The organism is Nonomuraea glycinis, assembly GCF_014646515.1.
Taxonomy (GTDB): domain Bacteria; phylum Actinomycetota; class Actinomycetes; order Streptosporangiales; family Streptosporangiaceae; genus Nonomuraea; species Nonomuraea glycinis.
The window spans coordinates 320,204-342,355 of sequence record NZ_BMNK01000006.1; the positions used below are offsets into that span (position 1 = coordinate 320,204).

The 22,152-nt window shown below is 67.0% G+C and carries 15 protein-coding genes and 2 CRISPR repeat arrays (1 of these 17 running past the window's edge); of the genes, 8 read left to right on the forward strand and 7 right to left on the reverse strand.

Annotation, left to right across the window (positions count from 1 at the left end; translation table 11 throughout):
• From cas1 to IEY87_RS19805, 7 genes are read right to left on the reverse strand one after another with little or no spacing between them, the layout of a single operon-like run.
• Positions 1-981, reverse strand: a complete 981-nt coding sequence (gene cas1, locus IEY87_RS19775; RefSeq protein ID WP_189140159.1) for a CRISPR-associated endonuclease Cas1 — start codon at positions 979-981, stop codon at positions 1-3.
• Positions 982-1,479 (reverse strand): CRISPR-associated protein Cas4, encoded by a 498-nt coding sequence (locus IEY87_RS19780; RefSeq protein ID WP_225277500.1) that lies wholly within the window; start codon positions 1,477-1,479, stop codon positions 982-984.
• Positions 1,476-3,812 (reverse strand): CRISPR-associated helicase Cas3', encoded by a 2,337-nt coding sequence (gene cas3, locus IEY87_RS19785; RefSeq protein ID WP_189140160.1) that lies wholly within the window; start codon positions 3,810-3,812, stop codon positions 1,476-1,478. Before cas3 ends, IEY87_RS19780 begins: the two co-directional genes overlap by 4 nt.
• Positions 3,809-4,486 carry a CRISPR-associated protein Cas5 gene (cas5, locus tag IEY87_RS19790; protein WP_189140161.1) on the reverse strand — a complete coding sequence of 226 codons (678 nt, stop codon included), beginning with the start codon at positions 4,484-4,486 and terminating at the stop codon, positions 3,809-3,811. The genes cas3 and cas5 overlap by 4 nt, the downstream gene beginning before the upstream one ends.
• Entirely contained in the window at positions 4,483-5,517 is a 1,035-nt protein-coding gene (cas7i, locus tag IEY87_RS19795) for a type I-B CRISPR-associated protein Cas7/Cst2/DevR (RefSeq protein WP_189140162.1), read from the reverse strand. Before cas7i ends, cas5 begins: the two co-directional genes overlap by 4 nt.
• Entirely contained in the window at positions 5,518-6,921 is a 1,404-nt protein-coding gene (locus IEY87_RS19800; protein WP_225277501.1) for a hypothetical protein, read from the reverse strand. It abuts the gene before it with no gap.
• On the reverse strand, positions 6,918-7,646 hold the full coding sequence (locus tag IEY87_RS19805) for a CRISPR-associated endoribonuclease Cas6 (RefSeq protein WP_189140163.1): 729 nt from the start codon (positions 7,644-7,646) through the stop codon (positions 6,918-6,920). The genes IEY87_RS19800 and IEY87_RS19805 overlap by 4 nt, the downstream gene beginning before the upstream one ends.
• Positions 7,647-7,926: 280 nt before the next feature.
• Positions 7,927-8,485: direct repeats of the CRISPR family, unit length 30 nt; unit sequence GTCCTCATCGCCCCTGCGAGGGGTCTCAAC.
• 443 nt (positions 8,486-8,928) lie between these two features.
• Here IEY87_RS19805 and IEY87_RS19810 point away from each other — a divergent pair.
• The 8 genes from IEY87_RS19810 to IEY87_RS19845 all read left to right on the forward strand — a co-directional run bounded on the left by IEY87_RS19810 (position 8,929) and on the right by IEY87_RS19845 (position 21,604).
• Positions 8,929-9,921 carry a hypothetical protein gene (locus IEY87_RS19810; protein WP_189140164.1) on the forward strand — a complete coding sequence of 331 codons (993 nt, stop codon included), beginning with the start codon at positions 8,929-8,931 and terminating at the stop codon, positions 9,919-9,921.
• Positions 9,906-11,462: a Cas10/Cmr2 second palm domain-containing protein gene (locus IEY87_RS19815; protein WP_189140165.1), complete on the forward strand. Its 1,557-nt coding sequence runs from the start codon at positions 9,906-9,908 to the stop codon at positions 11,460-11,462. The genes IEY87_RS19810 and IEY87_RS19815 overlap by 16 nt, the downstream gene beginning before the upstream one ends.
• A complete protein-coding gene (locus tag IEY87_RS19820) occupies positions 11,459-13,744 on the forward strand; it encodes an RAMP superfamily CRISPR-associated protein (RefSeq protein ID WP_189140166.1) in 2,286 nt (761 codons plus the stop codon). The genes IEY87_RS19815 and IEY87_RS19820 overlap by 4 nt, the downstream gene beginning before the upstream one ends.
• Entirely contained in the window at positions 13,741-15,333 is a 1,593-nt protein-coding gene (locus IEY87_RS19825; RefSeq protein ID WP_189140167.1) for an RAMP superfamily CRISPR-associated protein, read from the forward strand. The genes IEY87_RS19820 and IEY87_RS19825 overlap by 4 nt, the downstream gene beginning before the upstream one ends.
• Entirely contained in the window at positions 15,330-15,878 is a 549-nt protein-coding gene (csx19, locus tag IEY87_RS19830) for a type III-D CRISPR-associated protein Csx19 (protein ID WP_189140168.1), read from the forward strand. Before IEY87_RS19825 ends, csx19 begins: the two co-directional genes overlap by 4 nt.
• A complete protein-coding gene (locus IEY87_RS19835) occupies positions 15,875-18,097 on the forward strand; it encodes a TIGR03986 family type III CRISPR-associated RAMP protein (protein WP_189140169.1) in 2,223 nt (740 codons plus the stop codon). Before csx19 ends, IEY87_RS19835 begins: the two co-directional genes overlap by 4 nt.
• A gap of 104 nt (positions 18,098-18,201) precedes the next feature.
• Positions 18,202-20,397 carry a hypothetical protein gene (locus tag IEY87_RS19840; RefSeq protein ID WP_189140170.1) on the forward strand — a complete coding sequence of 732 codons (2,196 nt, stop codon included), beginning with the start codon at positions 18,202-18,204 and terminating at the stop codon, positions 20,395-20,397.
• A 163-nt stretch (positions 20,398-20,560) separates the two neighbouring features.
• Complete coding sequence (locus IEY87_RS19845; protein ID WP_189140171.1) at positions 20,561-21,604, forward strand: hypothetical protein; 1,044 nt, start codon at positions 20,561-20,563, stop codon at positions 21,602-21,604.
• Positions 21,605-21,872: 268 nt separating this feature from the next.
• Positions 21,873-22,152: a CRISPR direct-repeat array (repeat unit 30 nt; unit sequence GTCCTCATCGCCCCTGCGAGGGGTCTCAAC) (it continues 477 nt past the right edge of the window).

Here is a 22,152-nt window from a genome sequence, read left to right on the forward strand (position 1 = left end):
TCACCACCAAATCTTGAACGGCTTGTACGGGACGCCTTCCAGGCAGCGGCGGGTGAGCTGCAGAGCCTCGAGGTAAAGAAGTTCGTCGTAGGCGACGTTGCGTCCCAGACCACGGTGATGGATCGTTACGGCCAGTTCGTCCCGTACCGTCTGGACGACCAAGCGGCGGCCGGTCTCGCTGAGCATGGCCTGGTTGACGTCGAGGTCGAAGTGGGTGGGCTTGAGCTGCCCCCGGCTGGCGAGCCGTAGCAGGAGACGTTCGGCGAAGAGCGGTTTGAACACCTCCGACAGGTCGAGGACCAGCGAGTGCCGTTGGCGTTCCATGGTGCTGTGAAGGAAGGCCACGCCCGTATGCAGGGGCGTCAGGCGGACCGCGGACAGCAGCCGGGCGTAGACGATGCCATTGACGTAACTGATGAAGGCGTTTCCGGCATTGCGCGGCGGCCGCCTGCTCCGGCCCTCCAGTTTCAGCCAGTCGGGCAGACGGGTGTCCATGACGGCCCAGGCCGAGCGGCGGAAGGTCCCTTCGACGCCCATGAGTTCTTCTCGGGTGGCCGCCGCGGCGACGGAGGATTCGAGGCGTTCCATGGGGCGGGCGAGGAGCTTGCGGTCGATCACGCGACGGATGTTCGCCGCCGCGCTGGTCACGATGGCACGGGCGATGTCCAGAGAGGCCGCGTCGTCCCCGGCCAGGCGGGCTTGGGCGAGGACGGTCTGACCGGAGGCGCTGGTGTCGGCCGTCAGGAGTGAGCCGGCGTAGTCGCCGTAATGGCTCAGGAAATGGACGTTGATGTGATGGCGGTTGAGCAGGCTGATCACGGCGGTGTTGAGGTCGACGGACTCGCACGCCACGATGTCGCGTACGTCGGTGATCGGGATGTGTAGGGGCTCGCCTCCGATCCGTTCGATACGCAGGGACTGGTCCTTGCGCTGGATCCGGCAGGGTGTAGTGAGCCAGTAGGTGCGGGAGGCAGTAGGCATCTACTCGTTCCAGCAGTAGTCGGTGTAGGAACAGCCACGGCAGGCCGAACGTGACAACCGCGGTGGTGATTCGGGCTCTGAGACGACCGCGAGCACCTCGCGGATGTCGGCGGCGGCCTGTTCGGCGGCTTCGGAGGTGTACGGAAGGCGCTTGGTGCGGCGGGTCTTGGGATAGTGGAGGATCCCGCCCTGTGCGGCCACTCCGACGTCATGGAGTCGGAGACAGTAGTGCATGGCCTGAGCTTCGTCGGCTCGGCGGGGTTTGGCGGAGGACTTGATCTCGTGCACCCAGGCGGCGCCGTCCAGGTGGTCGAGTTTCGCGGCGCCCAGGTCGATGGGTGAGCTCCGGCTGTAGGACGTTTCGTGGACCGCTTCGCCGAGTTGGACGGTGCTGCTGAGCTGTTCGGGCCGGAACCCTCGGACGTACAGCCACAACTGGCGCCGGCAGTGGTAGAGGTACTTGATATGAACCCCGCCCACATCATCTGCCGTGATCACAGGACCTCCCCTGCTTCATAGGCTTGTACGGCCGGTCCCCGGATCTGGCCCAGGCCCAGCCGGGGGTCGTAGTCGGCGTTCAGGAGGCGTACGCCGAGTTTCTTTTCCCAGGTGGTGAGGGGCGCAGCCCAATAGGGCATCGGGATGAGATACCGCTCGGCGAGCAGACGTCCCGCCTTCTGGTCCCCGTCAGCGCTGTGCAGGTCCGCTTCGTACGCATCACGATCTTCCGCCAGAACGGCTTCTGTCCCGTCGAACAACTCGTCGAAGCGTTCGGCGAGGTCGTCCCTGCTGATGAACGGGTGGGCGAATCCCAGGAAGGCGTCGGTGAACTCCTGACGGTGGCGCTCGACTTCGTCATGCCATTCCTGGCCCCACGCCGTGCCGTACACCTCGTCCAGCCAGAGCCGAGCCTGGGCTTCGTCGACCGGTTCGCCGTCGTACGCGCTGAGGATGTTCCATCCGCTCTCCACCGGTGTTCGCGGGTAGACGCCGTCGGCGAAATCCGGGCCTTGGGCGCGACGAGGTGCGAACGTGGCCGGGTGAACGATGACGTCGGCCGGCGGCCGGGCCGCTATGCGGTTGACCCGGCCGAAGCGCTGCAGCAGGGCCTCCAGGGGCGCTGCCGAGGTGAACAGGCAGTCGAAGTCGACGTCCAGGCTCACCTCGACGACCTGGGTGGCGACCACCAACCCTGGATGACGGCCACAGCCGACGCCGAAACGTTTCCCGATGGCGGTCTCCAGGGCGGAGCGGTCCATGCGCCGGAACCGTGAATGCAGCAGGTAGGCCGCGTCTTCGTCCACAGCGGGTGAGAGCTCGGCGAACAGGTGCTGGGCATCGGCCACGTTGTTGGCCACCACCAGCACCGCCTCATGCTCCGCCAGTCGCTGCCGTATCTCCTCGACCGATTTCGGGTCGGTGAGGTGCCTGTCGCGCAAGCCGAGCCGGTGGCGTAGCGGCGTATCCGTCGTGTCGGCTTCGACCACCTGAATCGCCGCCTCCAGCGCGGTGCGGAACAGGTCGGCGAGGGCATCGGGCAAGGTCGCTGAAAGTACGGCGATACGTCCGCCGAGCTTCTCCCACAGGCCCGCCATGGCCAGGATGTAGCCGAGCCGCCGAGGATCGTAGGCGTGCAGTTCGTCCAGGACGAACACCGAGTTCGCGCTGTCGATCAGCGTGGAGGAGTGCGCCGGCCCAGCCAGTACACCGCGCAGGATCTGGTACGGCGTGCCGACGCGTACGGTCTCCCGGAACAGCCGGGTCGCCGCCGCCCGGGAGACGGCCTTGCGGGCGGCGGCGATCTCGTCGTCCGGGCAGATGGCGCCGGCCAGGTGGAAGGAGGCGGCGCGGGAATGCATCACGCCGACCAGGTCGTCGTTTCCCAGCAGCCGCCCGAGCCGGACTGCCATGGCGTTGATCGAGGCGAGGTAGGGCAAGGTGAGGAAGACCCGGGGGATGCCGCCTGTCTCGGTGGAGATCTGGCCTACCTGCGCGGCAGCCCAGAGCAGCCCGGCCTCCGTTTTGCCTGAGCCTGTGGGGGCGCGGAGCAGCAGGTGGCCGTCGGTGGCCGCGGCGTCGGATTGGTGAGGGCGGAGTTGATGGCCCTTGTCCGCCAGCACGCGTTCCAGCTGAGGGCGGAATGCGGCATCCAGTGGTTGACGCATGTGCATGACGCCGTGGGCGGAGGAGACGTGGTCGGCCAGCGTGACAGCCCCTTGCAGGAGAACCGCGGCCAGCCCTCGTTTGTGCGAGGCCGGCTGTTCCCACCACTGCCACAGGGAGTCGAAAAGCTGCCGGGCCTCCCCGATGACGTCGAATTCATGCTGGGGGTCCGGGGTTGTCGGTAGCTGTGCCCCTTGTGCCGTGCCGTGCAACCAAATGGACAACTCCACGGCGGCGTTCTGCGGAATCGGCTGAAGACGGTCACGCCATTCGGTGTCGGAGGCGTTTCCATAGGCCAAGAGGAGTGGCCCACGGCCGCCCTCCAGCGAGCGGTGGTGGGTGGCGACACCTGTCGCCGTCCACAGCAGCAGGTGATCATCCTTGATCAACGCCGGGAGAAATCCCAGGGAGACGACCTCGTGCCGCTCTCCCCAAGCCTTGATCTGGCCTTTCAGCATCGCCTGAAAGCCATCCGGGATCTTGCCGGCGTCATGGCACAGCCCGGCCAGGCACGCCGCCGCCCAGAACAGCCCATCGGTCGCCTCATCCAGAGCGGAGACGGTACCGACGCGCCAGCGCAGGGCGATGGCGCCGTCCAGAGTCGCAGCCAGATGCGCGGTGAGCTGTTCACGTGGCCGGCTCTTGGCGAGGAGACCTTGCAGGTTCATGACGACGTACTCACGGCGGTGAACTGGCAGGGATGGACCGGCGGCACGAGCGCGACCGCCTGCCCCTCCTCGTCGACCCAATCGCAGGCCACCAGGATGCTTCCGCGGCCGGTGGCGTCGAAGTGATAGCTGTCCCATCGGGTGCGCCCCCGATCCACGGAGATGGCGGTGGGCAGCCGCAGCAGAGTGCCGACCGGCCGCGGCTCTGAGCCTTCGGGCAGTACGGCGTGACCCTGCAGTCCCGACCCCACGTGCAGGATCACACGCTGCGTGGTGACCGCGACCAGGTCCTGGCTCCGGCCGAGCCGCAGCGGCCATACCGGCCTGCGCAGCCGGCGCTCCCACATTTCAAGGTCGGTGTTCAGCCACAGGGTGAGCGTGGCGTCAGCGAGGAAGCCACGTTCTCGCGGCGTCGGATCGGCCTTCTTCCCCGTGGCGTCCAGCGGATGGTAGGTCTCTAGATCGGCTCCCGTCCCACGAGCGTGGAACGCCATCCCGAAGCACAGTGCCGGGTCGACCGCGTCCCATCCGCCGGCTGCGGCGGCCAGCATGCCGCCGACCGTAGCGGGCGGCGGACACGGCAGCGTCAGCTGGACTCCGGCGTACAGCGGGTTGCGGAAAGAGACGATCGGCGCCGTCACTGTCACCCGCAACGCCTCAACTGGCGTCGTCATCCCTTCGGGTCCTCGAACCAGGAATCCCGCTCGCCGCGCTCGATCTGCTGGGCCAGCGCGTTCAGCAGCGACCTCGGATGATCGAGGATGAGGGTGCCCGCGGTGATCAGCTCGGCGAGTTCGGACCGTACGTGATCCTGCTGCGCGCCGAGAAACCCGGGCGCCCAGCCGAGCAGGACCGGGCCGTCCAGCTCATCGGCCCACGCCTCTATCTCAGCCCGCAGCACCGCCGCGTCGAACTGGGTACACTCCATCCGCACCCCGAGCACCCTCGTGAACGGATTGATGCCACCCTTGACCGGCGCCAGCAGGACCATGGCCGGAGTCCGATCACCGTAGTGCAGCGACTGCTTGGCCCCGCCGCGTACGGCGGACAGGGTCCGTAGCAGCAGGGCGGCCCGGCGGCGCCGCTCCACGATCCCCAGCCGCAATGCGGACGCCCCCCTGAAGCTGACGTCCTCCGCGCCGTTCTCCTTGGCCTCCTTGGCGGCCGGCTCGGGAAGCGCCACCTTCAGCCCGCCGCCGTCGGTCTCGAACACGCCGACCCTGGGCAGGTCCAGCAGGACGTCGCCGGCCAGCTCAGCGCTGTAGAACTCATGCCCGTGCAGCACCGGATTCTCGCCCGCAGCGAAACCACGGCTCATCGTGCCGAAGTCCCGATCCGGGCGGCGCGGCGCGACCGAGACGAACGTCCCCGTGGCGAGGACGGTGTCACGCTGGCAGGTCTTGGCCTTGTCACCCTTCACCGCGACCATGTAGCCGAAGATGTCGTCGTCCAGGTAGAGGTCGGGCCGGCCGCTGGTGTACGCCTGCTGCTTCTGACCACTGCCGGAACGGATCACCGGCGACACCGGCTCGTTCGCGGGCATCGAGTCCCTGACCCAACGCCGGAACGCCTGCGCCGAGACGTACGGATGGACGTCTCGGCCGACCCGTAGCTGCTTCACCCGGGCGACGTTGTCCTCGCCCAGCCCGTTGTTCGGCGCCCCGGCGGTCACGTCCAGGACGATTTTCCCCACCAAGTAGCTCATCTACGACTCCTCGCCTTTGAGATAGTCCAGGTCCTCGGGGTGTTCTTGATGTTCGTCGGCTACCTCCGCCCGATCCGCAGGCGCGAAGCCGAGCTCGTGCAGATGCTGGACCACCGACACGACGAGTAGCTGCCGGTGGAACCAGGCCTGGTCGACCTCCGGGTCGAACAGCAGCCGGAACTGGCTCTCGGTGATGAGCGGACCATCGATTCTGTCTGCCGTATCGAGCAGCGCATCGATATTGCGACGCATCAGCCAATGCCGCATCCGTGGCTGCTCTTTAAGGGTCGCGTTGAACGCACGTAGCTGTCCGGCGGAGTTATCCGCCTTCAGCCATGTCGCGACCTGCGCGCCTGCGGCCTTGATCTCGTCGATCTCGTTCTGGTTCATTCGCGTCACCTCGCTCACGAAGGACAGGCACAACTCGGCGAGCTCCGTGGTGTCCTTGCGGATCAGGCCCTGGTCGAGGTGTGCCGTCAGATACCGGCTGCAGGCAGCGACGATGCGCTCTGGCGCGCGAAAGGCGTTGCGCGCCAGAGCGACGATGCCTGCCTTGTCCGCAGTCGCATGGGCGCGTAGCAGCGCCGCGAAGCCACGCGAGCGCGGCGGGCGTGACGAGCGCCGCAGCCATTCGGCCAGCGGCTGCTCCAAGGACTGGATCTCAAGCATCTGGCCGCGGTTGTTGTTGCTGAATACCAGCAACTCCACGCCCGCCGTCAGCCGATCCTCATGCAGCCTCAACGCCTGCAGGGCCAGCACCTCGTCAGTGCCCACGCCCTTCGACTCGGGCTTGCCCAACGCGATCAGCTGCTGATTCCGCTCCACCCGCCGTGACAGGGTCCGCGCCATGAACCGCTCGTCCCAGCTGTGCAGCGCGATCGACGGTCCACCGGTCAGGCGGCAACCGTACGGAAGGGCGTAGAAGCAACACAGGCACGGCCAGCAGAGAGCCATCCCGGAGTGCCCTCGGGGCGTGTTGTTCCGGTAGAGATCGCTCTCGGCCAGCGGGACATCCACCTTGCCGAAGAACCCCACCGCCTGCCACCCGCACAGCATGCACCCCGCCGCCGGCCACAGCGCTTCGTCCGGCATCCGACGCCAGGTCCGCACGGCGTCGCCGATCGTGGTGTCGTCCCTCTTCGCATTGCTGTGATGATTCATCTTGGAGTTCGGGAAGAACGACATGCTCGCCTTGAGCCAGAACCCCTCCGCGCTCTTGCCGTCCCGCACCAACGCGGCACGGACGGCGTCCTTCGTCACCGTTTCCACGGCACGGTCGAACGCCTCGGGCAGCAGCGACTCAGGTGCGGGTCCCTTCCCCAGGTGCACCAGCGCGTACGCGCCTATCCGTTGAAGAGGGTGGGCTGTCAGCGCCAGTCGGCTTTGGTGGCCGGCTTCGCTCACGCGGACACCCAGCCGAAGCCGGCGGCGTTGGCCTGCCCCAGCCCCCAGCTCCAGATGGCCTGCAGAGTCTCGGGCGCCCCGACCAGCTCCACCTCTATCGGTGCTCCCGGCTTGGCCCCCTGCCCGACCCGATAGGAGCGCTTGCCTCCGACCCAGGAGATCTCCGTCAGCGACACCTTGGGGTCCAGCCCCAGCGTCTCCGCCTTGCGCCGGAGATTGCCTTGCAGGTACGCCGGGAATTCCGGATCCGTCGGCAGCAGCCACGCCTGCCGAGTGGTCCGAATCCCTGCCGAGTCGCGCCCCGACCCCTTCATGACGACCGGGGTACTCGTCCTGAAGCGCGCCCGTCCCGAGGCGAATTCCGGCGGATCCACCGCGGTCACGCTCACCACGTGAAGCGCCGTCCCGCCCCAGTCGAGCAGCTCGCGCTGCTTGATGCCCTGTACGAGCACGGCCGCCACATCGAGGATGGGACTTCCCACCTCGAACCAGCCCTGCCCGCCCGCCGCGTACTTCCCCTTCCGGCGCTTCGCCAGCGGAAACATTGGAGCCCCATGCCCCACAGGCACCATGCCGTACGGCTCCATCCCCCCGGCGTGGAAGTACCGACCGACCACGGGGGCTTCGCGGTTGAGCACGTCATAGATCAGCCCCCTGCCCGGTGCCAGCACCATGCCCCACGGGATCTCTGCGGCCGTCGTACTGACCTCCACGCGCACCCGCATCGTTGTCTCCTCTGCTCTTCGTCGCCTTCCACCTACTACAGATGGACGAAGACTCGGCTGACCCCGATCGGAGGTCATTCCTGCAGGCCAGGAAGGTGGTACGAGCGGTCACGAGATCAGTTGGTATGGTTGCTCGTGGTCCTCAACGTGATCAGGCGCCGTCATGTGATCATGGTTTTGCAGCGAACCTCCAGAGTTTTCTGCACAACCGGAGGTTCACTGCAAAACAACTCCTGAAGCCGCATCTCTTGTGCCGTTTGACCAGTGGCTTTACCTTGGGGTCCTCATCGCCCCTGCGAGGGGTCTCAACGCCTGCTTCTCGGCGCTCCACGCCTCCGACGGCTGTCCTCATCGCCCCTGCGAGGGGTCTCAACCAGGTGAAACGCGAATACCACCGGCGGCGGCGATGACGTCCTCATCGCCCCTGCGAGGGGTCTCAACATGACGAGGACGGACGAGTCGGCCAGCTGCTGGCCGGTCCTCATCGCCCCTGCGAGGGGTCTCAACGTGCTGGTGCGGACTTCGGGGCCGACGTAGTGGGTGTCCTCATCGCCCCTGCGAGGGGTCTCAACGTAGAAGTGGGCAAGCGCCGTCAGGTGAAGCCATTAGTCCTCATCGCCCCTGCGAGGGGTCTCAACCGGAAGTTCAGCGTGACGGATGGGACCGGTAGGCCAGTCCTCGTCGCCTTTATGAGGGGTCTCAACGAGCGACGCTCGTAGGTCATCGACGGGTGCAGCTAAGTCCTCATCGCCCTTAAGAGGGGTCTCAACAGCCATTCGGGTACCAGGTTCCTGATGTCGGCGGGGGCGGTCCTCGTCGCCCTTAAGAGGGGTCTCAACATCACAGCGACGTTGTTCGGTCCCTCCGACCAGTCGAGGTCCTCATCGCCCCCTAAAGAGGGGTCTCAACATCTCCGGGCCGACCACCAGGTAGCGGTCTGCGGGGCCTTATCGCCCCTGAGAGGGGTCTCAACTCCACCTGATCAAGGCGCTGCAGCATCAGTGCGGTGGCGCTCATAGCCTCTGCAAGGTCCAACCGGATCTACCTCCCAGGCATAGCGACGAGCGCGCCCATTTCAGCGGGCTCCGCGCGTCGTCCATCAGTAAGAGATGGAGGGCAAGCTTGGGAGGGAATGCGCATGGCGGTGCTCAGAGGGCCTGGGAACCTTTGGGGGAAGACATCCGGCTGGATAGTGGCGGCGCTTGCGGGTGTGGCGGCGGCCGTGGCTGCCGGAACGTTGCCCGATGTGATCAAAGGTTGGCTGGGTCAACAGCAGTGGTTGTTGACGATCTTGTGTCTGGGGGCGGCCGGGGTCTTCGCCGGCATCAACCTGTGGCAGCAGCGCAGCAAGGGTGTGGGCATTGTCATCACGTTGCCCAGGGCCCCCTGGCGGGATCCGTGGAACAGCCAGTGGACCAGGGCAGCGATCGATCATGCCAGACGGCACAGGGACTCCTGCTTCACCGTGGAGCGGGACATCTCCGGGCCATTACCGGAGGCGGACGCTGAGGCCCGTTCGGCCGCGCGGCGGGATCGTGCGGACACGCTGGAGCTGGTCCGTAGCCTCGTGACGGCTCGGCTCATGGAGTTGTCCGAATCCGACCCGGCCACCCCGGTCTCGATCTACATCAACGCCGCCCTCCCCGACGCCTTCGAGCTGGGGACCAAGCTCAAGTTCCACGTCCACCGGGAGTTACGAGGGCTTGGCGTCGATCCAGACCGGCAGCGGCCTGGGGAGATCACGCCGGTCGTCCCGCAGCGCTCGGAAAGCGTCGATGCGGACTTCTTCCCTGCTGTACGGCTGAGTAGCCGGTTGAAGGAGCCGCTGACGAAGGACGAAGCGGCACAGGCGGCCAGGCTCGCCACGGTGATCGAAGAGCCCGCGTTCAAGGCCGACCCGGACGGCCAGGCCGTCGCGCTCATCGTGCATCTGTCGGACAACCCGCAGATGGTGGCCGAGGCGCTCCTCGCAGCTCAGCAGGGCTGCGCTGACACTGACGGCCGCAAGGAAAAGTGCCGGGCGGCGCTCGTCATCGACGGCGGCCCGGCGAACATCCCGGAGACCGTACGGGACTTCGAGCTGGCGGTGCGGTTGGTATACGCGACCTGGCGCACCTGGAACACCGCCCACCCCGAGTACGCCTCCCTACAGCCCCGCTTGTTCCTGGCCGCACCCACCAGCGTCGCGCTGGCCCTGGGCTGGCTCCTCGGCCACAAGGTGCGAGCCGTGCCGAACCCCTACCGGAAGGAAAGTGAGCCGTGCACCTCGTCGTGATGGCCACAGCCGGCAACCAGAGATACATCTTCGCCTCGGGCAAACGCCAGGAGATCGTCGGTGCGTCCGACCTCATCGCCAGGGTGAACGAGACCTGGGTGTTCGAGGCGTTGGCCGACACATTCCAGGGTTTCGATCACCGTACGTGGCGCATCGAGACCCACGAGGCGGAACTCCTGGTAGCTGCGGCAGGCCGGATTTCGGTGCTGGTCAAGGATCCGGACGCCGGACGCCGACTGGTGACGGTGCTGACCCGCCGGGCTCTGGAAGAGGCGCCTGGGTTGGATCTCTGCGGAGCGGTGATCGCATGTCCCCCCGGCGAGCTGGCAGCCGTCCTGCGCGGCGCGCAGTCGCGGCTCGGTGCCGTACGGGAGCTGCGACCGAGCCCTGAGGGCCGGTTCCTGCGGTTGCCGCTGGTCGCCGACTGCGCGTCCAGCGGGCTGCCCGCCTCGGGCATGCGTCGTGAAGGACGGGACGAACCCGTGCAGGCGAGGTCGGCGGAGGCGATGAAGAAGCTGGCCGCCTATCCCGGAGCGCTGGAGCGGTTGGGCGAGCGGGTTTCGGCTGATCGGCGGCGGATGCGGCAGATGGTGGACCGGCTGGGGCTGGAGGCCGACTGGGTGGCGGTGGTGCACGCTGACGGCAACGGCTTGGGTGAGGTGTTCCGCAGCGTGGTCGAGTCCAGGAACGGTGACGACGACCGAGCTCAGGCGAACGCGCTACGGAGCTTTTCGCTCGGGGTGGACGGTTGCGCGAAGCGTGCCTTGACCAGCGCACTGGAACGTACGAGCCGAGGGCAGGCGGCGCTTCCGGTGCTGCCGCTCGTGGTCGGAGGCGATGACCTCACGGTGGTGTGTGAGGGGGACGTGGCGCTGCCCTTCACCCGCAACTATTTGGAGGCGTTCGAGGAAGAGACGGCCCGCGACGAGCACCTGCGCCCGTTGCTCGACGCCTTGGAGCTTCCGCATCTGGGCGCGGGCGCCGGTGTGGCGATCGTGAAGCGCAACTATCCCTTCCACTTCGCGTACGAGCTCGCGGAGAAGCTCGCCACTGAAGAGGCGAAGAAGGTCAAGCAGTGGAGTTCCGCGCTGGCCTTCGTGGCGCTGTACGAGAGCTCGGCGCCGAACCTGGACCGGATCCGTACGAGCGTCTCGCTCTCCGGCGGATCGAGCCGCTCCGCTTCTCCGTACCTGGTCGGAGCTGGTGCGCGGGAGGAGCGCGCTCATGGGCGTACCTGGGAGGACTTGGAGCGGCGAGTGGCGGCGCTGCGGCGGGAGGACGAGCACGGCGAGCTGCTCATCGCCCGCGGGGCGGCACACGACCTGCGCGAAGGGCTGTGCCTCGCGCCGGACGTGGCCGCCTCCCGGCTCGAACTGCTCCGCCATCGATACGCCGGGGACAGGGTGCGGAAACGGGCTCTGGAAGACCTGACGCACGAGGGCCAACTGGTGTGGACCGTCCATGACGGAAGCGAGGGCAAGCAGGTGACGGGTTTGCTGGATGCGATGGCGGCGCTGCAGTTCCTGCCGGAGGCACGATGAGCGGCGACGGAAAGTTCACGATCTCGCTGTTCATGATGAGCGACTGGCGGGTGGGCACGGGAACGGGGGCGCGGGGCTACGTCGATCGCATCGTCCAGCGGGACGGCGAGGACGGCTCCGGCGGCCCTGCCGCGCCCATCATCCCGGCCAAGACGCTCGTGGGAGTGTGGCGGGACTCCTGCGAAGTCGCGGCGCAGGCGCTCGACAGCGGAGCCGACGGGGTATGGCACGAGTGGCTGGGCTTCTTGTTCGGTGATCAGTACGCGACCGGTGACGGCCTCCTGCGAGCCGCCGCACTGACGGTCGAAGGACCGTTGCGGCTGCCGGAGAGGTTGACCCGGTTGCTGCGGGAACGGCCGCAACTGGCCTGGGCGACCACGTTCCGCAAGCCGGGCGTGGCCATCGATCCGGCTTCGGGGACCGCCAGTGAAGGCAAGCTCTGGTTCGACGAGATGGCCCGGGCGGGGCTGACGCTCTCCGGGCGTGGCCGCGTCGAGGGGTTCGCCGACCTGGACGAGGGGCAGCGCCGGGCGGCGATGCTGCTGCTGACGGCCGGGGCGCGACTGCTGGAGAACATCGGCGGCAAGCGGCGGCGCGGCGCGGGCCGCTGCACGATGGCTCTCGAAGGGCCGGATGCCGTACCGGACTGGTCGATCACGGACGTGCCCGGTCCACCTCCGGCTCCCGAATGCGCCATCCCGGTCCACACGACAGCGCCGGCCGGGGGAGAGCAGGGCTGGGAGCGGGTGGAGCTCGTCATCGCCGTCGAGCAGCCGATCCTGGCCGCCACCACGGTTCTGGGCAACGTCATGAGCGGCGAGACCCATGTTCCCGGCTGGTGCCTGATGCCGGAGGTGGTCCGGAGGCTCGGCGGCAAGGCCCACGCGCTGGTACGCACCGGCGATCTCGTGGTGACGGCCGCGACACCCCAGGCCGCGACTGGTGCACGTACACTTCCCGCGCCTCGCGTGCTCGTGCGCGCAAAGGGCGGCAAGGAGGTCATCGGCAACCGGATGGCGGGCTCTGTCGAGACGGGCAAGCCGTGCAAGAACGGATATGTCGTCCCAGAAACGGCGGAGATCGTCGAGCCGTACACCACGGTTCGGATGCACAACAGCATCCAGGACCTCTCGCAACGGCCCACCAGGGAGATCGGCGGCATTTACGTCTATCGGGCGCTGGCCGCCCGGACGGTGCTGCGTGCCGAGGTACGCGTCCGAGCGGGTCGCTTGGATCCTGGCTGGGAGCAGCGGATGTCGGGCCGCTGGCGGATCGGCCGCTCCTCCAAGGACGACTACGGGCAAGCGAAGGTGACCGTACGGCCCGTCGCCGATCAGCGCGGCGACAGGGGAGCCGTTGATCAGCTCCGGGTGTGGCTGCTGTCGGATCTGCTGGTCCGCGACTGTCGGCTACGTCCCAGCACGGACCTGAACGACGTCGCCCGGGCCTTGGAGCAGGCGCTGGCGCAAGCAGGTGCCCCCGGCGTGCACCTGGAACCCGAGATCGCCCCGGAGGAAGGCCGCGCGACGGTCGCGGTCGGCGCGCATCGTACGGAGAGCTGGCACCGTGGCTGGCGTATGCCACGCACCACCCTGTACGGCCTGGCCGCCGGAAGCTGCCTCACGTTCGCGGTCACCGGCGGCCCCATCCCCGCCCATGTACTGGCGGAAGTGCGTGCCGCGGGCGTCGGGGAGCGTCGAAGCGAAGGCTTCGGGCAACTGGAACTGGATCACGACCTGCTGACTCGTTCCATCTCCGCAGGCGGGACGGCTGCCAAGACGGCCGAGCAGGGCGCTGCCCACACCGAACCTCTGCTCGCGCCCGGTGAGAAGGGATACGAGGAAGCGCGGATCTTCGAGCGTGCGGCGTGGCTGAGCGAGATCCGGCGCAGCTGTGACGGCATCCGCGGCGACAGCCAGCGTCGCGCCGAGATCGTACCTGCCGGAGTGAGGCCCACCCAGCTGAACGCCTTGCGCGCGATCGTCCGTGAGCTGTCATCCGGGCGGGCTGTTTCCCGTTTCCTCTGGTTGACACGGAAGAAGGCGGGCCGCCCCGACTGGCCTCAGAAAGAGGTCGATGGGTTTCGTGAACTGCTCGAAGACCCGGACAAGATCTGGACGTTGCTCTCGCTTCAGGAGGACCGCTTGGTCGCCACGACGGACGGTGCGGAGAGGCTACGAGCAGATCTGCGGGCGGAGGCCCTGCGCGTCCTCGTCGACTCCTGTCTCGCCGCACACGGCCGGGCCGAGGCAGCCGGGGAAGTCGAAGGGAGCAAGCGATGAGCGCGCTGACAGAGCGTCGGGTGACCAGCCGGATCAGAGTGCGAGGCTGGCTGCGTACCGAGTCGCCTCTGCACGTCGGCGGCCTCGGCCACGACCCGTCCGAACCCCAGTCCATCGCCGTGGACGGAAAGGGCCGGCTGTACGTGCCGGGCACCACGCTCGCCGGAGTACTGCGGGCCTGGTGCCGCGGCGCGGGCGGGACCTCCACCGCGATGGACGAGCTGTGGGGGTACGCCCCCGAGGAGGGCGATGACGGTCAGGCCAGCCGGGTGATCGTCGCGGACGCGCTGGTGGCCGACACGACGGCGACCGACGAGCGTGGCGTTCCGGTGGATCCTCTTGAGCCCGATGCTCTGGAGTTCCGGCCGTCCGTGGGCATCGACCGGGTGACCGGCGCGGCGGCGCCGGAGTTCCTGTACGGCAGGCACGTCGTCCCCATCGGCTGTTACCTGCGGCTGGAGCTCGTCATCGAGTCGAGGGATGCCGCCGACCGTGATGAGGCCCTGCTGGGGGCGTTGCTGGGCGCGCTCAGCGGACAACAGGTCCGCCTCGGCGCGGCGACCAGCAAAGGGCTCGGCTCGGTACGGCTGCTGGACGACCCGCTTGACGTGGTCGTCGACCGGTTCGACTCTCCTGAAGGGCTCCTGGCCGTACTGCGGAACGATCCCTCCAGGCAACGGACGGTCGCCTCACTGCGCTCAACATCATTGGAGCTGCCGGAGCGCCGGCGCATTCTCGACGTACGGATCGCGTGGACTCCCACCGCGCCGGTCATGGTGCGCTCCGGCGCCGACGGGCTGTTCGTCGACACCATGCCCCTGACCACCCGGATCGACGGACGACATCTCACGCTGGTGCTGCCGGGCTCATCGATCAAGGGGATGCTGCGTACGCATGCCGAGTTGGTCGAGCGCACCGTACGAGGCATTCCCGCGCCTTCGGCCCTGCCTGGCGAATCGGCCGCTAAACACAGTGCAGCGTTCCGAGCACAGCTCGACCAGCTCTGTGCGGTACGCACGCTGTTCGGCGCGGCACGAGACGACGCTGGCAGCAGGGGAGCGGGAGCGTTGCGTGCGGAGGAATGCCTGGCCGACGTGACCATCCCCCAAGAGCTGTGGGCGAAGGTGACGGGATTCGACGAGGAGACCGGGCCTTCGGAAGGTGACCAGTCGCCCTCGATGCCGGAGCAGGTCCGTGACCGTCTGGCAGACCTGGGGCTGGAACGCTCGGACCACGTCGCGCTCGACCGATGGACCGGAGGCGCGTCGGACGGACGGCTGTTCAGCGTGCTGGAGCCGTACAACGTGCGATGGGAGCCGATCCGGCTCTCCGTGGACCTCACTCGCCTCGACACGGCGGAGAACATCGGTCTCGCCTTGCTGCTCTTCGTCCTCCGCGACCTGGCGGAGGGCCGGATCGCCATCGGCGCGGCCACCAACCGCGGGTTCGGTGACGTGGAGGTCCTCGACATCAAGTTGACCGGCGGCCCGTGGCCGGATCAGGTGTCGCTCGCCAACGCCCTCACCGGATCCACAGCCTCTGCCCTGTCCGAGGCGTGGGCCGTGTACCTCGCGCAGGAGGCATCATGACCATGCTCTACACCGCCTACGCCGACGATCTCGCTCTGGGCGAGGCGTTGGCTAAGGCAGGCGTCGAAGGAGGCTGCGCCCTGCTGACCTCGCCCGCGGCTTACCGCGTCGCCCAGGTCCAGGCTGGTGAGTGCCGGACACCCGCAGGCGCGGTCGACCTGGACCCCGTGTTCGAAGCTCGGGTGTTCACACCCCAGGTCGAGCTCCGCTGGGTGGAAAGCGGGCAGCGCGCTGTGGTGCTGGCCGAAGAAGAGCAACTGCTTCCGTCCACGTTCCCCGGGCGCCTGGAGCCGATGCGGGCTGTGACCACCCTGCCGGTTCACTACCTGGTGTGGGGCAAGGACGCGGCACCTGCGGCAGGATGGGTGACGCTGCGCTCCAGGCAGGTCGGCACGCTCGCCCTTCCGATGGCCGGCGTGGCAGCGGAGCGGGTACGGCTGGTCGCCCGGGAATACGTCGTCGCCGATGACCAACACGGCAACGCCTATGTCGCCGAGGAGAGGCTCGTCGGTTTCGAGCCCTATTCAGTGGAAGGACCGGCATGATGGCCGAAGGCTTTCTCAACCCGTACACCTTCGCCCCGGCATTTCCCCGTGACGGACTGCCCAAGCCGCTTCAGGACGGGCCACCGCCTTCCCGGGCTCGCCTGCATCCGGGGCGCTGGAGCGGTCGCATCGAAGTCGCCTTGACCACCGAAACACCGCTCCTGCTCCTGGATCCGGCGCGGGCGTATCCTCCGTCGAGCGGAGAGGAAGGCCATGACGTATATCCCGTTCGGCTGCGTGATGGTCGTCCCTATCTGGCGGCGACCGCCGTGAAGGGCATGCTGCGATCAGCCTTCGAGACGGTCACCAACTCGCGCTTCGGCGTTTTCCACGGGCACGAGGAGCCGCTGGGGTTCCGTCGGGACGCCGGTTTTGCGCTCAAGTTGGTGCCCGTCTGGGTGGCGGGGGACGGCAGGCTGCTTCGATTCGAAACAGCGCTCCTGGAGATGTACGACAAGCAAGGCAAGCAACTCGTTCAGCGCCCGCCGGCTCACATGCAGCGCGTTCGCGCCATCATCAAACGCGGAAAATTGAACCGGATGGAGGTCATCGACTTCGTTCCCAACGCTGACGCCAGAGTCTTGAGAGAGAGGGGGGAAGAGCGGCTGGTCAACGGTATCGCCTATATCACCGGGCCGACAATCGAGGGAAAGCGGTTCGAGAGGATCTTTTACCCAGGAATGCCAAAACCTGAACAACTCAAACTTGCGCGCCCCTGGGCAGAAATCGTCACTGACTGGAACCATCTCATCGCAAGCTACAAGAGCGCGCATCCCCCTGCAGAGCTCTACGAGCGCACGACTGACGATGGCCGCCCGGCCGACCCCGGTGAACGAATCGGGGAGGGGCCGGGAAAGCTTGCCTGGAGTCCGCACATCCACAATGCCGATCACCAGGAACTCAAGGTCGGCACGGTGTGCTATGCCCTTGTGCACGAAGAGAGCCGTGAAGTCGAACGGCTTTATCCGGTCCCTATCCCACGCGATGTTTACAATGTCTCCCCCGGCGATCTTCTCGACGAATCCCTCGCTCCCACTTTCAACTATGGCAAAATGTCGCCCGCCGATCGTCTGTTCGGCTGGGTCGCTCCTGGCAAGAACGCAGGGAATGCCGGCTATCGAGGCCGGCTACGCGTCGGTCCAGTGACATGCGACCGCGAGCCAACAGTCATACGCGACCTCTCCCCGGACGGGCTTCCTCTGGCCATCCTCAGCACGCCCAAGCCACAGCAGGGCCGCTTCTACGTCGCGGAGAGTGCCGCACGCCCCGATCAGCCCGTCAAAGACGGCACCAAGAAGGCCGACATCTACCGCCACGGGCGCGGACTGCGTGGCCGCAAGATGTACTGGCATCACGCCGGACTGGATGCGGAGCAACACTGGAAGGTGCCGAGCGGAGGCACAGATCCCACCCAGATCGCGGTCGGCGGACGCTACCGGGAATACCTGCGCCCGCGTACCGCGATCGACGACTCCGCCCCGCTGACGCCCGACCGTAGACGCTTCGCCACCACGTACCCCGAGCAGCGAGACAGCCAGAACCGTTCGATCGGGGGTTGGGTGCTCCCCGGAACCACATTCCGCTTCACGGTGGAGGTCCGTGACGTCGACGAATACGAACTGGGTGCGCTTGCCTGGCTGTTCGATCTCCCGCCCGGTCACTTCCACCGCCTCGGGTTCGGCCGCCCTCTAGGCTTCGGCAGCGTTCGTATGGCCATCGAACAGGCCGAACTGCATGACGGGTCCGACTACAGGAGGTACTACCAGACGCTCTCCGGAGTACTTCCGGAAAGGGACTGCCGTGCGGTCCTGGACACGGCGCTTGAGAAGTTCAACGCCCTGGCGGAAGCCTCGCCTGTCCTGAAGACCGTGCACGAGGCGATGCTCGCCGTCTCACGTGGTGTCCCGACTCTGCCGGTCCACTATCCCCGGGTCCGGCGCGAAGGTCTCGATGTCAGGGCCGCGACACCGCCTGACCCGCGTGGCGTCCAATACAAGTGGTTTACCGCCAACGAACAGCTGAAAGGTAATGCGAGCGTGCATGGGCGGGGACGTTCGCTGCCACGGCCGGTGGGAAGTGAACCGCCCTTGGAGATCTATATGGACGAGAACGGGAACGCGTCCGCATCAAGAGATACGGGCGGGCGAAGTCGACCTCGAAACGGGAAAAACGGGCATCAAGAGCGTCGGGCCAATCGTAAGGACCGGAAACAGAACTAGTTTTCGATCGCATCCGAATTGTCGGCGGCGGGGGCTAGTCTCATCCAGTTCGCTTCGGTTTCTCTGTCGCGGAGGATGAGATTCCAGACACCCGAGTGCTTTTGGTGCATGCCGTCGGCGACGGAGACCTGGGGTTCGGAGTTCCAGGCTCCGCACCCGACCTCGAAGGCGACCCGGAGGGGGCAGACAAAGATCGTCGCCCCCTCCGCAAGATCTTCGACGCGATGGCCGCCGGGCTCCGCATCACCGGCATCGTCCTGCTGGGCACCACCAACAGCCGTGGCGCGCATCTCGCCACATTCGCCGCCTGCGCCGCGGAGATCAAAGCCGGATTGACCTCGGACGACGGCCTGTGCGGAGCCCGCTTCCCGTCGTCCACCGTCTCTGTGGTCGAAGTCGCAGGCCCCACCATTCACGACACTTCCGCTGCGCTGTGCGACTGGCTGGATCAGAACCCGGCTTCAGAGCTCCTGGTCACTTGCGGTTCAGGGGCCTTCTCCCTCAGCGTCGGCGCCGTCTGCGCCGCCCTGGAGACCCATCATCCGGTCCGCATTTTCCACATCGACGCACCGACAGAGCCCTACACACTGAACCAGCCCGCCGACCCGGACTCGCACCTCAAGTCCTGGCTGTTAAGGCACCGCTTCTGGGATGCGCTCTCCGATGTAGATCCCGTCAACGCACCCCTGTGGCAGATCCTCGCGGCCCGTCAGGCGGCCGACCCTGGGCTGATGAAACACCTCGCTGCCGGTCAGCCGGAGTGGTCAGGTTCGGCAGGAACGTGGGCGACCGTTCAGGCAGCCGTGTCCGAGCGCTTCGGCCGGGGCGAGGCCGCCGACTATGGCCTCCTGCGCGCCTGGTACGGCGAACAACTACGCCGCTTCTTCGATGCGGAGAAGGCCACGTTGGCTCCGGCCACTAGGAGGGAGGTTGAGCGCCTCATCGATGCGCTGGGGACCAGGGTCGCGGAGGATGGGGGTCTGTCCGCGCTCATCCGGCAGATCGCCAGGTCCATTAACGAGGACCTGGACTCGGCCTGCGTACGGATGATTCGCGACTCGGCCCTGACCGAGCTGTACACCGCCGCCGCCACGCACCGCGCACACCTGAAACCTGGACAACTCCACCCGGGCCCTCTCCCGCCGACTCTGCTGACGGTCATCGAACGATGGGAGAACGGGGATCGAGCGAACCGGCTCATCGCTGATACCGGGCAGACCGCGTGGCCCGTCGTCGGCAGCGGCGACGTCCTCGCCCTTGTCGGAGTCGGCCTCGACCGCGAGGGCGTTGAGGTGGAAGACCGGCACACCGCGGAAGTCATCCTCACCGAGCTCTGGAAACGACGGGAGCGATTTCTCCGCCGTGGCATGGCCCGGATCCGCCTACTGGCCAGTCCCGAGAGTCTCGACCGGGCCCGCCGCATCGCGCGGAAGATCACCATGACTTACGCCGACGTGGACGTCCGTGTGGTGGAAGGCGTCCAGGGAGGGGTCGACCGCGTCCGTGACACCGTCGTCGACGCCATGAGGGCGGAAGCTCAGCCCACCGGCCGCACCGGATCGGGCAGTCTGCGAGACGTGGACGAGATCGTCCTGTTCCTCAACCCCGGCCCTCCTCTGACCAACTACGGCATGATCGCCGCAGGAGTGGCATGGTCACTGACAGCCGCGTGTCCCCTGTCGATGATGGAGCTGACCCGCGTTGGCTCTTCACCGCAGGTAAGAGGGGGTCGTCCGGTACTCGCTCGGCTCGGCGCTGATCGGATGCTGGCGCAGCTTGCCGTAAGCGCCGTCAAACGCCTCGACCTCCGCACGGCCCGCCGACTGCTGGAACGCGGCTCCGCCCAACTGCGCTCCGTGCTGCCTGCTCTCGAAAGCCTGGAAGTCAACCTGTACGGTGCCTGTCCACGCATCCCAAGGGGCCCAGACGAGTTCGCCCTTGCCCGGCAGAGGCTGCTCCTCATCGCCCATGTGCACGGCGACCAGCCCGACCTGGCGGCGTACCTGGCGGTCACAGCGCTCCGGCCGGCCTTGTTCCCCTGGAGTCGCTGGGAAGAGATCCGCGAACCCCGCCCTGCCATCGACAAGCTGTCGCTGCGGGCCAACCGTTCGGCACACGGCCATGGTCTGGACCGTCGATGGCGTGCTCCTCGTCGCCGGGGTGGCGGCGGTGAAATTCACGAACTTCTGCTGCAAGCCGTACGCGAGCTTAAGGGACCGTCTAAAACGGACACAGAACTCATCATGAAGTACAAATCGGTTACAAAAGCACTTGAATTCATATTTCAGGAAGGCGGTTGACGTGGTGGGAAGGTTCCTGCCAATCTCGTGATGTCCAACGGCGACTGCCAGCGGACCTGAGCGATGCATATCGCTTCTTCTGAGGGTTCCCGAGACTTCGGGAGCCGATGCCGTCAGAGCGCGTCCCCCGACGCCCTCTGCCGAACTCGGAGGGAGCTTTCGCGTGTCCATCGCCGACCTGGGTATCAAGCCCATCGATTTCTGCTCTTACTTCATTCTCGTTTCCCCCGCGCTTCGCGACGCCGCAGCCCGGCCCCTCCGTCGGGCCCGCCATCGCGGCCGGCCGTGTCAGGGCGTACAAGCTCCACGTTGGTGCGACGAATGTGAGCAGACCATCGCTGACCTCCTCCTGGAGGGATACAACCGGCTCAGCGACACCATGAGTGGCACCCCGCCACGGACGAAGACCGGTGAACCCATCCGGGAAATGGACGCCATCGCGCAGTGGCTGGCCACCCCCCTGACCGCCGAAGAGCTCCATCAGGCCGCCGCTCAGATCCGCCGCCGCCCAGCGCCGCACGAGCTGCCGTACATCCGTGCCGCCCGGGCGCAGCTCGTGCACTACGAGCTGCGCAGCATCGAAGCGAAAGTGGCCCGAGCCGATGCCCAAGCCCGCGGCGCCTCCGCGCAACCGGCCCGAGACCTCAAGACAGCGGCCTGGGCGGCACCGCTGCGCACCGACGACCATGAGTTCGAGCTGCTCCTCAACGCCATCCTGCGCCTGCGGAAGGGCGCCCGTGACCCGCTGGACATCCCCGGCGACCTGATCGATCGCGCCTCCGGCATGGACCGCTCACACGCGCAGCGCATGCTTCGGAACAAGCTGGAACAGCTTCGCCAGCTACACCCCGCCTTCTACTGCGCCAACGTGGTCACCTACCTGTCCACGACAGAGGAACTGTCGGCGTCCGCTCAGACCACGGTCTCCGCGCCCGAAGAGTTGATCATCGATCGAGAGAACGCCCACTTCGCTCGTCGAACCCTCACCGCACTCATCGCCGACCAGGGAGCCCGACAGGCCAAAGACCACTACCGGGCCCTCCTCAGGGCCATTTCGGCGACCGTCCTCCCCAGCGGCCCGCAACTGCTCGCGTGGGTCACCCGGCAGTTCAGCATCGACATGAAAGCCGCCGAGACCTTCGTACGAACCCTGATCCGGCTCGCCTGCTCGGCCGGCCTGGACTGGGTGGCCGCAGAGTGCACATGATCTATCGAGGCATCGGGTATCCAACAGGCAGGTGATCGTGGAATGGCAACGCTAACGGCTGAGGTAGGGGAAGATCGTCCTCGGCATCCCGGGATAGAAAGCGTATGGGGGGCATATTTCACCGGCAGCTCGAACGTGGTCCCCTCGTGCCTGCTGAGCTGGTTTGTGCAGCGAACCTCCGGGGGTTACTGCGTTACCGGAGGTTCGCTGCAGAATGGCTCAGTAAGCGGGTCCTCTTGCGTAGTCTGGCCTGGGACTTTACTTTGGGGTCCTCATCGCCCCTGCGAGGGGTCTCAACACGTCGCCATCAGCCGCAAGACCACCTACCAGCCGCTCGTCCTCATCGCCCCTGCGAGGGGTCTCAACAAGGTCCCCGCCCGGCGGACGCCGCCGACCTGCGGTCCTCATCGCCCCTGCGAGGGGTCTCAACCCGGTGATGGTCAGCGGCGCGGTTCCTGCCGTGGCGTCCTCATCGCCCCTGCGAGGGGTCTCAACCGGGCTGTCTTGGGCTTGCCCATGCTGATCCTTTCGAGTCCTCATCGCCCCTG

Excerpts from the sequence above, each read along its gene's own strand:
- cas3 (WP_189140160.1), bottom strand. The coding sequence starts at position 3,812 with ATGAACCTGCAAGGTCTCCTCGCCAAGAGCCGGCCACGTGAACAGCTC.
- cas5 (WP_189140161.1), bottom strand. The coding sequence starts at position 4,486 with ATGACGACGCCAGTTGAGGCGTTGCGGGTGACAGTGACGGCGCCGATC.
- IEY87_RS19805 (WP_189140163.1), bottom strand. The coding sequence starts at position 7,646 with ATGCGGGTGCGCGTGGAGGTCAGTACGACGGCCGCAGAGATCCCGTGG.
- IEY87_RS19820 (WP_189140166.1), top strand. The coding sequence starts at position 11,459 with ATGAGCGGCGACGGAAAGTTCACGATCTCGCTGTTCATGATGAGCGAC.
- cas1 (WP_189140159.1), bottom strand. The coding sequence starts at position 981 with ATGCCTACTGCCTCCCGCACCTACTGGCTCACTACACCCTGCCGGATC.
- cas7i (WP_189140162.1), bottom strand. The coding sequence starts at position 5,517 with ATGAGCTACTTGGTGGGGAAAATCGTCCTGGACGTGACCGCCGGGGCG.
- IEY87_RS19825 (WP_189140167.1), top strand. The coding sequence starts at position 13,741 with ATGAGCGCGCTGACAGAGCGTCGGGTGACCAGCCGGATCAGAGTGCGA.
- csx19 (WP_189140168.1), top strand. The coding sequence starts at position 15,330 with ATGACCATGCTCTACACCGCCTACGCCGACGATCTCGCTCTGGGCGAG.
- IEY87_RS19835 (WP_189140169.1), top strand. The coding sequence starts at position 15,875 with ATGATGGCCGAAGGCTTTCTCAACCCGTACACCTTCGCCCCGGCATTT.